The sequence below is a fragment of the Nocardia sp. CA-119907 genome (assembly GCF_050955995.1).
GTDB lineage: Bacteria > Actinomycetota > Actinomycetes > Mycobacteriales > Mycobacteriaceae > Nocardia.
Genome location: NZ_CP192091.1, coordinates 8,706,783 through 8,721,662, shown reverse-complemented (window position 1 = coordinate 8,721,662; position 14,880 = coordinate 8,706,783). Strand labels below are relative to the sequence as shown.

Below are 14,880 nucleotides of genomic sequence, written 5' to 3'. Positions count from 1 at the left end.
CGGGTGCGGGCTTCGCGGGTGTTGGAGGAGCGGTCAGTGGGAAACGAGACGGCATGGTCGGGGCTGCGGGATCAGGCCAAGGCCGGCAATATCAAGGTTGATCCGGACGTGGCGCTGGCGTGTGCGCAGGCGTGCCACGATATGCTCACCCACCTGTCGGCATCCAAGGGGCTGCTGCAGGACGCCAGGATCAAGAATGCGAAGGATTTCGGCGGCCTCCGATCCGGAAACCAGCTGGCCGGCAAGTTCAACGATAAGACGACGGACTTGAACGACAAGCTGGTCGACCATATGCGGACGATGCAGGACTTCATCGAACTGTTCAAGGCCGCAGGTGCCGCATATAAGGACGCGGAAGGGGTGTCGAAGGAAACCTTCGACAATCTCGCGAAGGTTTCCACCTCCGCCAGCGCACTCGACCTGCAGTACCACAAGCCGAAATACGAGGAGCCGAGCGGGGATAAGCCGGACTTCCCGAAGGCGCTACAGCACGATGCCAAGTCCGGGGACAAGTCGGGCTGGGACGGTGCCGATATCGTCGTCGAGAACTCGGAATACCTGGGCTATCCCGAATTCTATGATCTCGGGCAGAACATCCAGCCGCAGACGCCATCGGAGGCGGGCAAGATCTGGGACTTCTTGGCGACCCAAATCGACGGGGCGGGAACCAAACTGAAGGATTCGCTGCACAAACTGACGGCAGCCAGCTGGCACGGCTACGGTGCCGACCAAGCCGTCGGTGCGATCGGCAAGTACAGCGACAATATCCGGCAGCTGACCAACGAGATGGGGCTCGTATTCCAGAATTATGAATACACCTATCGATGGCTGTATGCGACGAAGGACAATATGCCTTCGAACGGCAGTAGCAGCTGCTGGGATCATCTATGGGCCATCGAGGTCTATCGGGAGAACTTCGACAAGTACTACGCGGAGGGTCTGAACAACTCCGACAAGGGATTTCCGGTTCTCGCCGCCCCGCCCACGCCAGCCAAACCGGCCGCGCCGAAGACCGATGATCCGAAGGGCGACGGCAAAGGTGACGGGAAGGGCGACGGCAAAGGTGACGGGAAGGGCGACGGTCGGGGCGATGGTAGGGGTGACGGACGGGGATCCGGGGCGGGTGCGGGGTCCGGTTCGGGCGGGTCCGGCTCTGGCGGCACTGGTGCGGGGAAGGCATCGATACCGGGTGGCGGCACTGGTACCGGCGACGGCACCGGGACTGGGACGGGAACTGGCAAAGATAACGGGACCGGGAACGGGACCGGGAACGGGACGGGGACTGGCACCGGCACAGGAACCGGCACCGGCACCGGCACCGGAGCTGGCACCTCGGGCACATCACAGGGCCAGGACATCATTTCCCCGCTGATGAACGCATTGTCGCAGGGCATGCAGACGGTCCCCGGCCTGCTGCAATCGCTCGGACAGTACCTGGCCCAGCATCCGGTCGCGGCGCCGATCGACTTCGACAGCTTCTTCGAAAAGTTCCCGCAGATCAAGGAATTGCTCGCCACGAACCCTGAGTTGAAGCCGCTGGCCGATCTGCTGCACATCCCGACCCAGGACGGTGCGACACCGGTCTCGGGCGAGGTCCAACCAGCGAGTGCGACCAGCGCGGTGCAGCCCGCGTCCATGGCGCGGCTGTTTCCGCGCGCCGCGCTCCCCAATGTCGGAGGCTTTGCGCTCCCGGGGATCGGCAATGTCGAAAAGCAGTTGGAGTCAGTGATTCGCCGTATTGCCGATGGCGTCGGACTGGAAATACCCGGTATGCCATCCGGTGCGGGTGTTCCCGCTACCACCGAGTCCGAGGCCGGTTCGACACTCGGCATACCCGGCGTCGGCGCGCAGGACGCCGCGGAACCCATTGCGGCCCGGGCCGAGTCGCGCGACGCCCGGACCTCGGAACAGTCCGTGCCCGCGCTGCTGGTGGATCAACTGTGACATCGACCTGGGAGTTCACCGACCTGGAATTCAAGGTGCTGTGGGAGCGATGCCTGCACAGCCGATATATGCCGGAGCCGCTCACCTACACCAGCAGAACGCCATGGCGCGACGACTACGACCGGGAGAAATTCCAGACCTGGGAACGGCTACAGGACGTACTCGACGGCTCGCTGCGGGAAGTACTCGAAATCCTGGCCCGGCCCGATGTCCTGGTGAAGGTGCTCGGCTGGAACGATGCCGATAAGGACGATCCGACGCAGTGGATACGGGCACGCGCCGTCCGAACCGGAGCTCGTGGACTGCTGCTGACCCAGCTGCCCGGTGAAACCCCTTCGCACAGTGGTGGTTACGTCATCACCGAATGCGGTCCGTGGGGTGTGGCCGATGCGGTGGTGCGGACACTGCCCAAGGCCAAGCCGGGACGGATCGGGAGCATCCCGATTCTGACCGATCGGATCGATGACCATGAGCGGTTGGATTTCGGTGGCTCGCGGGTCATCGAAACTGTCACCTCGGCAACGGTGAGTCGAAGTGATCAGTTCTTCGCTGTTCCGGCCACCCGGACCGGCGCGATCACCATCCACCAGGGGCATTCGAAATTCGGCCCGCGCGGCATTCTGGAGCGAATTCTGGTGTGGCGTGATCTGCCCGACGACGGGCGCTACGTGATCGAACTCGACCAGGCGCCGTTCGCCACCGGCATCGGTGACGAACGACTAGCGATCAAGATCGACGACCGGATCGCCGAAATGCTTCAGCGCGTGGAGACGCACTGGGAGGCGGGCTGAGTTCGTCAGCCCGCGCTGGACTTGCGGAAGAACAGCACGTTATCGCCGTAGTCGGCGAGCGGAATCGCGAGTGCGGCCTGCCGAATGCCGCTGGCGGGTAGGTGGGTGAGTTTGGCGAACATGTCGGTATTGCCGAAGGCGGCCCGGACCTGGGTTTCGGAGGCGTAGTCCGCGCCGTAGTCGGCCAGCGCGGCGAAGTCCAGCGGCGCCAGTGGGGTATCGAGTGGCGCCTGGCCGCTCGGGCGACCCAGTGCGGCGTATTGGGTGGCCACGCCATTGTCGTACCGGCACAGCTCGTAGGACATCTTTTCGTTCGCGGTCACGCTGATCACCTGCCAGCGGTTGGAAAGATGCTGTGCCAGTGGATGTTTGCCGACCGGTGTCATCTCCCAGTTCAGACTCATGACGACCACCGAACCGCCGTAGGGCTGTTCGATGAGCACCACGTCATCGCCGAGGGATTCCGTGGAGTTCAGTTCGGGATCGAAGGTGTGCCAGTGGGTTTCGTGCGCACCGCGCACCGCTGAGCGATCGACCTGGCCCGCGCTATCGGCGGCGTAGGCCGCGATAATGGCCGCGCGGACCTGGGCGACGGCGTCGCGGGAACTGCAGCGCACGCTCAGCGCACCGAATGTCGCACCGATCTCCACCGGCCGCGAGGGCGGATCGGGTAGTGCGCCCGCGGCCAGCGGCTTCAAGCCGACCAGTGCGAGCTTCCAGTTGATCTCCTCGATCGTCGACAGGTCGCCCGAGGTTTGGTATAGGATCTGCTGCTGGGTCAGATGTCCCGCGCGCTGCAGTGTCCGGCATTCGAGTTTGGTCAGCGCCGTGAAGGTCTTGTTGGTGAGGTCGATATCCTCGATCCGGGTTTCGCGCAGCCGCGCCGTCATCTCGGGCGAGGTGAAAGCCGCGTACCGCTCGCGGTACATCGCGACGGCCTGCTTGCGCTGTCTGCCGACCATGAGTGTGCGCAGCAGCATATTCAGACTCGCGAGGTACTTACCGGCCTGATCCGGATTCGCCGCGAACAGCGAACTGCGGATTCGCACCGCGTCCTCGCTGGCGGCGACGGCGGCGCTCGGGTCGAGACGGCACAGCCACACGCCGCACTTCGACAGCCCGTCCGCGCAGACGGCGGCCACCTGCGGATGTGTGTGCGCCACTTGACGATAGGTGTGGCAGGCATTGCGGATGGTGCTCGCGGCCAGTTCTCGGTGGCCGATATGGCGGGTGGCCTGCTCGAATACCCGCAGCGCCTCTTGCACTTCACCCGCGAACTGCGCGGTGACGCGTCCGGCGGCGAGCCAGTGCAGCCGGATGCCGACGGACTCCTGGGAGGGCGCCAATGCCTCGGCCGTGCGGTCACGTCCCTGGCCGTTCTTGGTGGCGACCAGCGCCTTGGCGAGGTCGCAGAGCGACGTGGCCAAACGCAACTCGTTCTCGACCGTTCGGTCGACGGCTGCCCGGCGATCCTCGGCCACCCGACGCTCGAGCGCACTCAGATCCCTCAGATCCATCGCGACCTCAACTCCCGCATTACCTTCCGCGCCACGGTCGTCGAGCGGCCGCATTCTGCTCGACCGAGTTTGCCATAGAAATGGCCGGAACGAGCAGGCAATCCACCGGCGACCGCCGCCGCCGCGATCGACCGGTTGACAGCGGGTGCACTCGGCTTCCGCGCGCTGGGGTCGTTCCGAGCGGATGACATGGTTTGTGCAGGTGTGGTCGAGCAAATCAATGCCGTGCGCAGTTTGTCAGGGGTGGTTGCGCTTGGGGGTTGTGCTCAGCCCTCGAGCAGCAATGTCACCGGTCCGTCGTTGACGAGTTCGACGCGCATATGCGCGCCGAATCGGCCGGTGGCGACGGTCGCGCCGAGCTCGCGTAGCGCCTGGGCGAAGGTCTCGACCAGCGGTTCGGCGACGGAGCCCGGGGCGGCCGCGGACCAGGACGGCCGCCGTCCCTTGCCGGTATCGGCATAGAGCGTGAACTGGCTGACCACCAGAATCGGCGCGTCCAGATCGGCCGCCGACCGCTCATCCTCCAGAATCCGCAGCCGCCACAGCTTGTCCGCCAGCGCCTTCGCGGTCGCCTCGGTATCGTCATGCGTCACCCCGACCAGTGCGACCAGTCCCTGCGGGTTCGGCTCGATCCGGCCGACGGACGCACCGTCCACGGTCACCTGAGCGGCGGATACGCGCTGCACCAGTACTCGCATGCCCCGATCCTCGCATCCGGAAATTGCACGCCGTGCGGTGCATCGGGTTGGCGCTAGGGCTCGTCCTCCAGCTCGTCCGACGTCTCGACCGTTTCGGCCTCGGCGATCGGGAGTGCCGCGATGTGTGCGGTCGGCACGGGTATTCGCCTCGGCCAGGTCGAAGAGTTCGGCGGTGCCGATCCGCCTCGGTTGTTGCCGTCCATGGGGTGCTCGGCGCATGCGGGAGCGGGTGTGTAACTGCCACGGCACCTTTCGTTCATTTTCGAGCTACTGACGAGTTGCCTCGCGCTGTCATCGTCGGATCAGAGGATCCGATGGTGATGGTGCGGGTGACCGCAGGAGCTCGAGGAGTTGGCGCGATGTCGGACAAGTTGAGGCATGACGCGGACCTGTTCGAGAAGGCCGCGGAGCGGACCAGCGCGGTCCGGGATCGGGTCAATGGCGTGCTGAGCGCGTTGGACGCGGCGCTCGCCGGACGCGGTGAGCCCTGGGGCAACGACAAGCTCGGCCGACAGTTCGCCGAGGGGCCCGATGGCTACAAGGTGGCGCGCACGAATATGACCGCCAATATCACCACCACCGCAACGAATTTCGACAACTTCTACACCGGTCAGACCAAGACCGCCAAGGAGTTGCGGCGGATGGACCAGTCCAACGGCGACGGCTTTCGGTAATCGGGGGCCGGGGGTATGACGAACGAATTCGCCAAGGCCGAGATGGCCGCGGTGCTCGATGAGGTACAGCAGCAGTTTCGCGCGATCGCGAAGGTGCAGCAGCAGCGTGCCGAACTGACCGCCAGTGCGACAGTGCGTAAACGCATTACCGTCACCGTGAACGCCGACGGCACCATCATCGAGACCAAATTCGCGTCCGATATAGACGAATTGAGCTACAGCGAGATCGCCAAGGCCGTGACGGAGGCGGCGCAGCAGGCGACCGCCGAGGTGATGCGCAAGGCGCAGGTGCTGATGACGCCCCTGCACGACCGTCGCGCGCGACTGCCGAAACTCTCCGATCTGATCGAGGGCATGCCCGATTTGAGCGCCGAAATGCCGAAGGCGCCAAAGGTTTCGCTCGCACCGCCGAATGCCGACGAGCGGCGCGCGGCCGCCGACGATGACAGCGCCCCGATGGAATTCAGCAATGTCGAGGTGGTTTCTCGGCAGCCGGGTGCGGACCGCGGGGTCACCGATTCCAGCTGGTGATCCAGGGGTGAGCGCGGATGGCTGAGCTGCCCGGATATCTCAAATGGTTGGAGTGGGTCGCCGGCTCCGACTGGCCGGCGGGCGATCCGGATGGCATGTGGGGCCTGGCCGACGACTGGCGCGCGGCCGCGGCCGGATTGCGCGATATCGTGCCCGATATCAGGGATGCGAAAGCGGCGTCGCTGAAGGCGTATCAGGACGGCGACGGCATCGAGAAGATTCTCGAGAACTTCGACAGCTATCTCGAGGGGCCGCAGTCACTCGAGAATCTGGCCAAGGACTTCGAGAAGCTGGCCGATTCGGCGACCGGCGTCGGTACCGAGATCGAATACGGCCAGCTGATGCTGATCACCTCATTGGCATTGTTGGCGGCCGAGATCGCGATCGCATGGATCTTTCCGCCGACCGCGCCTGCCGCAGAGGCAGCGGCAATCGCTGGCACTCGGGTGGCGATTCGGGTGATCGCCAAACGGATCATGGACAAGATCGTCGATATCGTCGCCAAATTCCTCGGACGGCGACTGGCTGAGTTCCTGGTCCGTCACATTGCCATCGATACCGCGCTCGGCACGGTCCAGGACTGGGGTATTCAGCAGTATCAGGTGAATTCCGGACACCGCAAGGAGGTCAACTGGGAGCAGGTCGCGGTCACCGGCGTCAGTTCGGCGGTGGGCGCTGGTGTGGCCAGTCCGCTGGGTGAGATGCTCGGCAAGAGACTGGCCGAGGTCGAGATGAAGGCCTGGCTGCGCGGGCTGATCACGGGCTCGGCGGCGGGCACCGTCGGCGCGGTCGCCGGGTTCGGCGGCAGTGTGGCCACGCAATTCGGTATCACCTGGGCCAAAGGTGGTGAACAGGGCGGCTGGGATAAGGCCGTAGAAGGTCTCGAGAGCACCGAGTTCGATCTGCGCATGTTGACGGCGGGTGCCACGAATGGCGCGATGTCCGGTGCGAATCGGGCGCTGGCCGAGCAGTTCTATCAGAGTAGGCATCCGGAGTGGTATCGGCCGAGCGGTTCGCCGGTCAATCCGGATAGCTTGACCCGCATCGGATTTCGGCCCGATGCGGGGCCGATGGGTGCTGGTGACGGCGGTACCACTGTGGGTGCTGGTGACGGCTCGGGAAGCGGCGGGGTCGGCGAAGGTGCGCCGAATGCGGGCCACTCGGGGGAGTCGGTCAATGGGCGGGCTGCCGGTGACGGGACGGCGGATGGTGCGGCCGGGGACGGGTCGACTGCGCATGTTCACGATGACGGTTCGGGGGCGGCCGGTGCTGATGGGGCGGATAGTCATGGTGCGCAGGATGATTCGGCGCAGGCGCATGGTGCTGATGGCGGAATGTCGAAGGCGGGGGCCGCCGGTGATGGTTCGACCTCGCACGCTGGTGATGATGGTTCGACGGCGCGTGCGGGCGACGGATCGACTGCGCACGCTGGTAGCGATGGTTCGACGGCGCACGCTGGCGACGGTGGTTCGGCGGCGCGTGTTGGTGACGATGGTTCGGCTGCGCGCGCTGGTGACGATGGTTCGGCAGCGCGCGCTGGAGATGATGGCTCGACTGTGCGTGCCGGTGACGGCGGCTCGGCGAATACGCACAGCGCGGGCGATGCGACCGCGAATGGGCATGCGTCCGGAGATGGTGCTGTCCGACCCGCAGGTGAGACAGATCACACTGCGGTGCAGACGAATTCGACGGCGGCTGAGTCGAATGGCGATTCGGGCGCACGTGCGGCGTCCGTCGATCACGGTGCCGGGGCGTCACCGGAAGCGAATCAGTCGGCGGCGGGTCGGGCCGATGCCGGAACGCGAGCCGATCTGGCTCCCGCAGGCGCGCACCCCGTTTCGACGGCCGACGGAACCCATGTCTCCAGTGACAACGCATCCGCACCGGGTGCTCCCGCAGCAGCGTCGGGCCCGGCCCAGACCGGCGCCACCCCACCACCCCACACCGCGACCTCCCCGACCCACTCCGGAGCCGACACCCGCGGCGGCGCAACAACATCCACGCCCCGCACGACCGCTGCCGAAATACGCCAGACCAGCACTACCTCCAGCACGGACGCCCAACGCGGCGAACCCACCCGTACACAGTCGAGCCCCGAATCGCGCACCGGAGAACGCTCGACGCCAACCTCCAGCCCGGACACCCGCACCGCCGCCGACGCCCGCACCGGCGCAGACCGGGTCCGTACCGGCGAAGGCTCCGAAGCCCGCTCCGGAACAAGCCGCGCCTCAACCGAAAACCGCGCGGGCGCAGCCGAATCCACCCCGAACCTGAACGCCGCCGAACCCGTCGCCGCCCCTCGAGCAGAAGCCGCACCGCTCCACCCCGAAACCCACACCGACACCGGCGTCGCCACCCGAGCAGACACCGATTCCACAGCCCACCCCGATACCGATCGGGCCACGAGTCCCGGTGGCGAGGGTTCGACGCGGCCCGACAGCGACAGCCCCGTGCGCCCCGAGGGCGAGAGTCCGGTTCGCCCCGAGGGTGAGCATGTGGCTCGGCCTGATGGTGATCGGGCGGTGCACCCCGACGGAGACCGTGCCGTACGCCCCGAAGCTGAGGGTGCGGTGCGTCCTGAAGGGGAGAGTTCGGTGCGGCCCGACGGCGAGCGTGTGCCTCGCCCGGGTGACGAGAGCGGCGTGCGGTCGGATGGCGAGAGCCCGGTGCGGTCGGATGGCGAGCGTGCGGTGGGTGCTGATGGTGACGGTGCCCGCCGACTCGACGGTGACGGTGTTGTTCGGGCTGATGGCGATGTAGCCGTGCGCCCGGACGGTGACGGTGTTGTTCGGGCTGATGGCGATGTAGCCGTGCGCCCGGACGGTGATGGTGTTGTTCGGGCTGATGGCGATGTAGCCGTGCGCCCGGATGGTGACGGTGTTGTTCGGGCTGATGGCGATGCGGCGGTGCGCCCGGATGGTGACGGGTCTGTTCGGGCCGCGGAGGAAGGGCCAGCGCGGCACGAACCCAGCGGCGAGCGGAGTGCGGCGGATTCGGTAGCGGGCGAGCATGGTCCGGCGCATCGGGCCGATGCCGATGCGGCGGGGCCGGCCGAGACGCATCGCGTGGACGGTGCTGATGCGGCGGGGCCGGCCGAGACGCATCGCGTGGACGGTGCTGATGCGGGGCAGAGGCGCGCCGAGGATGTCGAGGCGCGACGTGCGGCTGCTCGCGAGCGGGCCGAATCCGTCTATCCCGCAGTGGCTTTCGTGCCGATCGCGGGCCCGGAAGCGGCCGCGCACCGCACGGGCGAAGCGTCCGGCGACAGAACCGCGCCGCGCGATAGCGCGGATACTCCGCATCGGCAGGCGAGTGATGATGCCCCGCTGCGTATTCCGGAGCGCAACCGCGGTCGGTGTGCCGAGCTGTCGTTGCGGCTGATCAAAGCGCTCACCGGCAGTTCGTCGATCAGGCTGCCGGAGCGGGTGGTCGGCATGGACGGTATGTCGGCCGGGGAGGTGCAGGACGCGGCGGGTGGGCAGTTGCGCGGATACGGCGATCACGGTGAGATCGCGCGGCTGTTGGCTTCCATGCCGGAGGGGTCCTCGGCGTTGGTCGTCGACGAATACAACGCTCCCGTCGATCAGTACCGGGTCGGCGCTCACGCATACGTACTCGTACACGAGAACGGCGGCATCGTGGTGCGCGATCCCGGTGCGGGCCGGGTCGAGGGATTTCCGCCGACTGTGCCGCGCGAAATCCGTGGCACCTACGCGATTGTGTTCGACGCCGCCGGAAAGCCGCTGCATCCGCTCGGCGCCGAACCGGGTGCCCAGCACTCGGCCGATCCCGCGGCACGCATCGGCCGATCCCTGGACGCGCAACCCGATCAGGTGCGGGAACTGCTGCGGCAGACCGAGATCGGCCGCCAGATCATGGCCGAGTTCGATACCGGTCCGGTACGTGACGGATTCGAGGCCGATGCCGCCGACGGCCGGGCCGGTGCGTTCCGTCGCCGCGAGCTGAGCGCCATTGCCTACACCTCCGGCGCGGATCATGTGCAGCAGGCCCTCACGCTGGCACACGAATCCGTACATGCCGAACGCTATGTCTCGGGCCGCACGGGTGATCTCCGGTCGATGACCCGCGAGGAATTCGTCCGGACCATGGTCGACGAGGAAGCGGCCGCAACCGGGCGACGATTCCAAATGGCTCAGGAATTCCGGGATCTCGGCCACGACATCAAGGTGCATCCACTCGAGCACACCTATACCGACTCCCGCGATCGCGCCGCGGCCGACCTGGCGGCGAGCGATTCGACGCTGAGCCCGGCCGAGATCCGGCAGGCCGCACACGAGGTCGGCGTCGACGCCCTGCGCCAGCAGATCGCGACTCACGAGTGGGAAAACGGCAAGAACTACACCGACTTCTACGGCAGCACCTGGGACGACGCGCATGCGGCTATGGCCGAAACGCCACCGGGCACCCGCATGCACGAACTCGACTCGCCCGAGCGGATCGCGGAAATGCGCGCCGCGGCCATCGCTCGCGCGGCGGCGCTGCGGCATCTTGGCGAGGTCTCCGAGGATCTGACCAAGCGCGCCACGGCCCTCGGTATCGATCCGACTCTCGGTCGAGAGGCATTACAGCGTCAGGTCGCCGATCGACTTCAGCGGATCACGAATGAGCTCGCCGGCCCTGGTGTTCCGTCGCAGCGCCAGGTACAACTGCGCACCGAAGCACACGACCTGCGCCGGCTCGCCGATCTCGCCGACCAGCGCCAGCACGCCCAGGCGACCTACGATCAGCGCGCCGACCAACTGGCCACGACTGCCTTCGCGGAAGTGTTGGGCGAGCACCTGCGCAACCCCAATGCCCGAATGCTCAATGAGCACATCGTCCATATCCCCGGCGAGCCCGATCGACTGATCATCGCCTCCGGTACCGACGACCATCAGCGGGTGCTGGCCGAGGCGCGGCGTAACCCCGAAATCAGGGACCTGCTGACGCGACCGGATGTCGTCCGCGAACATCTGAATGTCGATACCGACCAGACCGGCCGCATTCGGGTCGAGGCGATCGACGAGCCATCGCCACGCCAATTCGATCGCGCCAGCGACCTGGCCCCGCTCGACCGGGCGGGCGAGGCGGCGCGGGAGCGCACGGCGCGAATCCGGCAACAGTTGGTGGAGACCGAAACCGGCCGCTGGGCCGATGAAGTGCTCACCCGCCACGGCGTCGACATCGTGTACGAATCCGGCGCCGATGACCGCTACTACCCGAGCCGTCGGATCCTGGCGCTCGATGTCGGCGCCTCCGATGCGCAGCAGATGGCCGCGCTCGTGCACGGTGCCATCCACGTCGAATTGGCCCACGCCCGTGAGACGCCGGGCGGTGCGCAGGAGCGCATGCGGCTGCCGCGCGAGGAATACGTCGCCCGGATGCTCGATGAGGAAACCAGGGCGCACGCCTTGGAAATCATTGCGGTAAAGCAATTCCGGGCGGCCGGACACGATCTCGCGGAGACGTCGCTCGAACGCACCTACACCCACGCCTATGACGAGGCCCGCGCCCGCGCACACGGCGAGCATCCGGAAACCTCGGCGGCAGAACTGGATCGGATCGCCAACCAGGCGGGCCTGGACGCGATCCGGCCCGAGGTGGCCGCCCATCGTCTCGAACATTCGAACGAAACCCACGCCGAGTTCTACGGCAACGCCTGGGACGACGCGCACGGTATCCGCTCGTTCGACGATATCGTCCGGGCGGCAATCGATTCCGGCGAGCGCAAGGTCACCGTGCTCAGCCAGGGCAGTACCGTCGATTCCGCCAGGAAGGTCGAGCTGGTCCGGTTCAACAATGGCACCGAGCTGATCCGCAAGACCGTTCTGAATCCGCGTCACGCGGTCGCCGAACGGCTGGCCTCGCTACTCGGGCGCACCATCGGCGCGAATGTGCCCGAGGTGTTCCATCCCAAATCCAATTCCAATGTTGTCTACATGGAGAAGCTGGCGGGACGCGTTGCGGCCGACCGGCATCCGCAGTTCATCGATGTGCACGAACTCGGCTATGCCGATACCGTCGCCGGTCGTGCGCTCGGTCTGCTGGACACCCTGATCCGGATTCCGGACCGCGATGCCAACGGCTGGATGATCGGCCCGCAGCGCGAGGTGCTCGGCATCGACCACAGTCGCGGGTTCGAAGACAGCGTGGCGGCAAGCAATGCGTTGAGCCCGTTCGCCGAACACTTCCTGCGCCGCAATGGCGACACCATCGAATTCATCGACCACCACCTGCCTCGCGCGGTCGTCGACGCGATCACCGAACGAGTCGCGGCACTGCGTCCGGAATTCGAGAAATATGGTCGCGGCGCCTGGCACGACACCGTCATGTCCCGGCTCGCCGAAATCCGCGCGCACGCGAGTGAACTGCCGCCCGAACACGGCGCGGGCGATATCGCGCTGCGCCCGGAGGATCCGAGCAGGCAGGAGGCGGACATCGACGACCGCCCGAATGCCTACACCAACCGGTACGGCGGCGACAACCAGCACGGCATCCACGGCCGAGTCGATGCCGACGGCGTGCTGCGTGCGACGGTCCGGGTCGGCGACGGCACCCCGACCGGGCGCGAGATGTTCCGGGACATGATGCGGGAGCTCGGTCATCGGGTGACCGAGATCCGTGCCGAATGGAATGCCGACGACCGGGTCCGGGACAATCTCGACACCTTCAATGCCGGTATGCAGGACCTGTTCCTCACCCCGGAAGAGGCGGCGCGCCAGACCTTTACCGGCAAGCTGGCCGTCGAACTCGGGTTCACCGAGGTCACCTTCGACCACGAGGCGATGCGCGGCCGACCGGGCGAATACGAGAAGGTCGTCGCGCACTTCAGCAGGCCGGAGACCCCCGAATCGGTGCACCGGCCCGAGGTGCCGGGCGACGAGTCGAACTCGCCGGAGTTCCGGCCCGAAACCGATGACCCCGCCGACCCGACGGTCGCGTGGCAATCTCGACCGCGCGATCTGACCGGTGGTCCGGTGTGGCAAGTGTTGGAGCGCACCGAGGTGGGCCGGGAGGCGGCGGCCACGCTGCGTGCGGCGGGTGCGGGCGTGCGATTCGGCGTGGCGGGCGAATCCGGCCCCAGGGATTCGTTCAACGGCCGCACGATGGATATCTCCGTCGATACCCACGACCGCAGCCAACCCGCGCAGGCGGAGGCCCTGGTGCGCGCCGCGGCACTCGCCGATGCCGTGATCTCCGGTCGGGTGCCAATGGATCCGCCGAGCGTCCGTGCTACCGATCGCTCGGATTATGTTGCGGCACAGCTGCGTACCGAGGCCGAGGCGCTGGGCAGGCAGGCCGAATTCGGTCGTGAGCTGCGCGCGGCCGGATATCCGGAGTCGAGGTCGACGCACGATCTCGCGGATTCGGCGTACACCCGGGAGCTGCATACGCAGTATCTGGATGCCTACGACGCCGCCGTTCGGGCCGCGGATCCGGCCCTGGGAGCCGAAGAACTGCGCCGACTCGGCCGCGAGGCGGGTATCGAGGCGCTGCTGTCCGGCGATCTGTTCGATTCGCCGATCTATCCGAGTGAGGGCGCCAGCCTGCGCGATATCCACGGCGGTACCTGGGATGCCCACCAGCATCCGGACGCGGTTCCGGAACATGTGCCGTCGTCGCCGACGCAGGCACGGGAACTGCAACGTCTGGTCCGCGAACACGCCGCGCTCACCAGGGAACTGCGCGCGTCCGCGCGCGATTGGGAGCGTGCCGTCCGACGATTCGGCGGCTTCGATCCCGAGACCAACAGGGCCGATCGCGAGCTCATGGAACGCGGTCGAGAGGCGGTGGCGGAGAGCAGGATCCGACCTCACGATCCGGATTCCGGCTGGACCTACCACCAGAACGCGCTCGCCGAGGCGACCCGGCGGCACGTCGAGCTCGAGGCGCGGCACAACCGACTCGTCGATGAGATCGCCGCACGCGTCGGTCGCGACATTCTCGACGCGGAAGTACGTGCGGGCGAGGGTAATTGGCTGCATGATCGAGTCGCCGTGCTGCCGGGCGAGCCGCCGCGCGTGCTCGTGGTCGATGCCCGCGGCGATCACGGCGCGATATCCCGCGCGGCGGGCGATCGCGGCAGCGATCTGCACCGCGCGGTCCATGGCGAGGCCGTCGCGGAACGGCTGCGGGTCAGCGTCGACGATTCCGGGGCCGTGCGGGTGCGCCGGGAATCGGTCGATCTGCGTGCCGCGTGGGTCGAGGACGGTGCCGCGGCGGTCCGGCGGGAGGTTGCCGAGAGCATGGTCGCGCCGCGACCGCCGGACGAACCCGCCGGAGCGCCGCCATATCTCGACGAATCGATGGCCGAACTCACGCAGGCGGCGTCGAAGCGGATGCAGCGCATCCTCGGTGGCAACGACCTCGGGCGTTGGGCGATGGAAGTCCTTGCGCGGCACGATGTTCAGATCCGCTTCAGTCTCGATTTCGATTCCGGACTGTACGACGGCAGGCAGCACCGTGGTCTCGATACCGGCTACGACCCGGCCTCGAATACCCTGCTGCTGGCCCTCGCCCCGACATCCCATGCGCACGCCGAGGCGGCGATCCGGACGGCCTACCTTGCCGAACAGCTGGGCGCGCCGCACGGTCCGCTCGAGCGGCTCACTCTGGGCCGCGACGAGTACGTCAACTTGATGCTGGACCGGCAGGCCGTGGCACACGCCAGAGCCTTCGAATTCGACCGGTGGCGGCAATTCGGCACCGAAGCCGCCGTGCCCCT

The 14,880-nt window shown here is 66.9% G+C and carries 7 protein-coding genes (1 of these 7 cut by a window edge); 5 read left to right on the top strand and 2 right to left on the bottom strand.

What is annotated here, in order from left to right; all coding sequences use genetic code 11:
- Positions 1-36: 36 nt before the first annotated feature.
- Both ACQP2D_RS39280 and ACQP2D_RS39275 read left to right on the top strand, forming a co-directional pair.
- The gene (locus tag ACQP2D_RS39280) at positions 37-1,944 is read left to right on the top strand and encodes a hypothetical protein (protein ID WP_433680958.1); all 1,908 of its coding nucleotides are present in this window, start codon (positions 37-39) and stop codon (positions 1,942-1,944) included.
- Positions 1,941-2,735 (top strand): ESX secretion-associated protein EspG, encoded by a 795-nt coding sequence (locus ACQP2D_RS39275; RefSeq protein ID WP_433680957.1) that lies wholly within the window; start codon positions 1,941-1,943, stop codon positions 2,733-2,735. The genes ACQP2D_RS39280 and ACQP2D_RS39275 overlap by 4 nt, the downstream gene beginning before the upstream one ends.
- Positions 2,736-2,740: 5 nt before the next feature.
- Here the strand turns inward: ACQP2D_RS39275 and ACQP2D_RS39270 are convergent, their stop codons facing one another.
- Both ACQP2D_RS39270 and dtd read right to left on the bottom strand, forming a co-directional pair.
- Positions 2,741-4,252 (bottom strand): hypothetical protein, encoded by a 1,512-nt coding sequence (locus ACQP2D_RS39270; protein ID WP_433680956.1) that lies wholly within the window; start codon positions 4,250-4,252, stop codon positions 2,741-2,743.
- Positions 4,253-4,518: 266 nt separating this feature from the next.
- Complete coding sequence (gene dtd, locus ACQP2D_RS39265; RefSeq protein ID WP_433680955.1) at positions 4,519-4,950, bottom strand: D-aminoacyl-tRNA deacylase; 432 nt, start codon at positions 4,948-4,950, stop codon at positions 4,519-4,521.
- 359 nt (positions 4,951-5,309) lie between these two features.
- On the opposite strand from dtd, the gene ACQP2D_RS39260 reads away from it, so the two are divergent.
- The 3 genes in view from ACQP2D_RS39260 to ACQP2D_RS39250 are tightly spaced (at most 17 nt apart) and all read left to right on the top strand, a layout consistent with a single transcriptional unit that may run on beyond the window.
- Positions 5,310-5,624, top strand: coding sequence for a hypothetical protein (locus tag ACQP2D_RS39260; protein WP_433680954.1), 315 nt, complete (start codon positions 5,310-5,312; stop codon positions 5,622-5,624).
- A gap of 15 nt (positions 5,625-5,639) precedes the next feature.
- Positions 5,640-6,155 (top strand): YbaB/EbfC family nucleoid-associated protein, encoded by a 516-nt coding sequence (locus tag ACQP2D_RS39255; protein WP_433680953.1) that lies wholly within the window; start codon positions 5,640-5,642, stop codon positions 6,153-6,155.
- Positions 6,156-6,172: 17 nt separating this feature from the next.
- A protein-coding gene (locus ACQP2D_RS39250) for a hypothetical protein (protein WP_433680952.1) crosses the window boundary here: on the top strand, positions 6,173-14,880 show its beginning. It continues 20,281 nt past the right edge of the window; the window shows 8,708 of its 28,989 coding nt (coding positions 1-8,708); its start codon is at positions 6,173-6,175; the stop codon falls past the right edge of the window.

What these genes read in the sequence shown, in the direction of transcription:
- ACQP2D_RS39270 (WP_433680956.1), bottom strand. Translation starts at nt 4,252, where the DNA reads ATGGATCTGAGGGATCTGAGTGCGCTCGAGCGTCGGGTGGCCGAGGAT.
- dtd (WP_433680955.1), bottom strand. Translation starts at nt 4,950, where the DNA reads ATGCGAGTACTGGTGCAGCGCGTATCCGCCGCTCAGGTGACCGTGGAC.
- ACQP2D_RS39260 (WP_433680954.1), top strand. Translation starts at nt 5,310, where the DNA reads ATGTCGGACAAGTTGAGGCATGACGCGGACCTGTTCGAGAAGGCCGCG.
- ACQP2D_RS39255 (WP_433680953.1), top strand. Translation starts at nt 5,640, where the DNA reads ATGACGAACGAATTCGCCAAGGCCGAGATGGCCGCGGTGCTCGATGAG.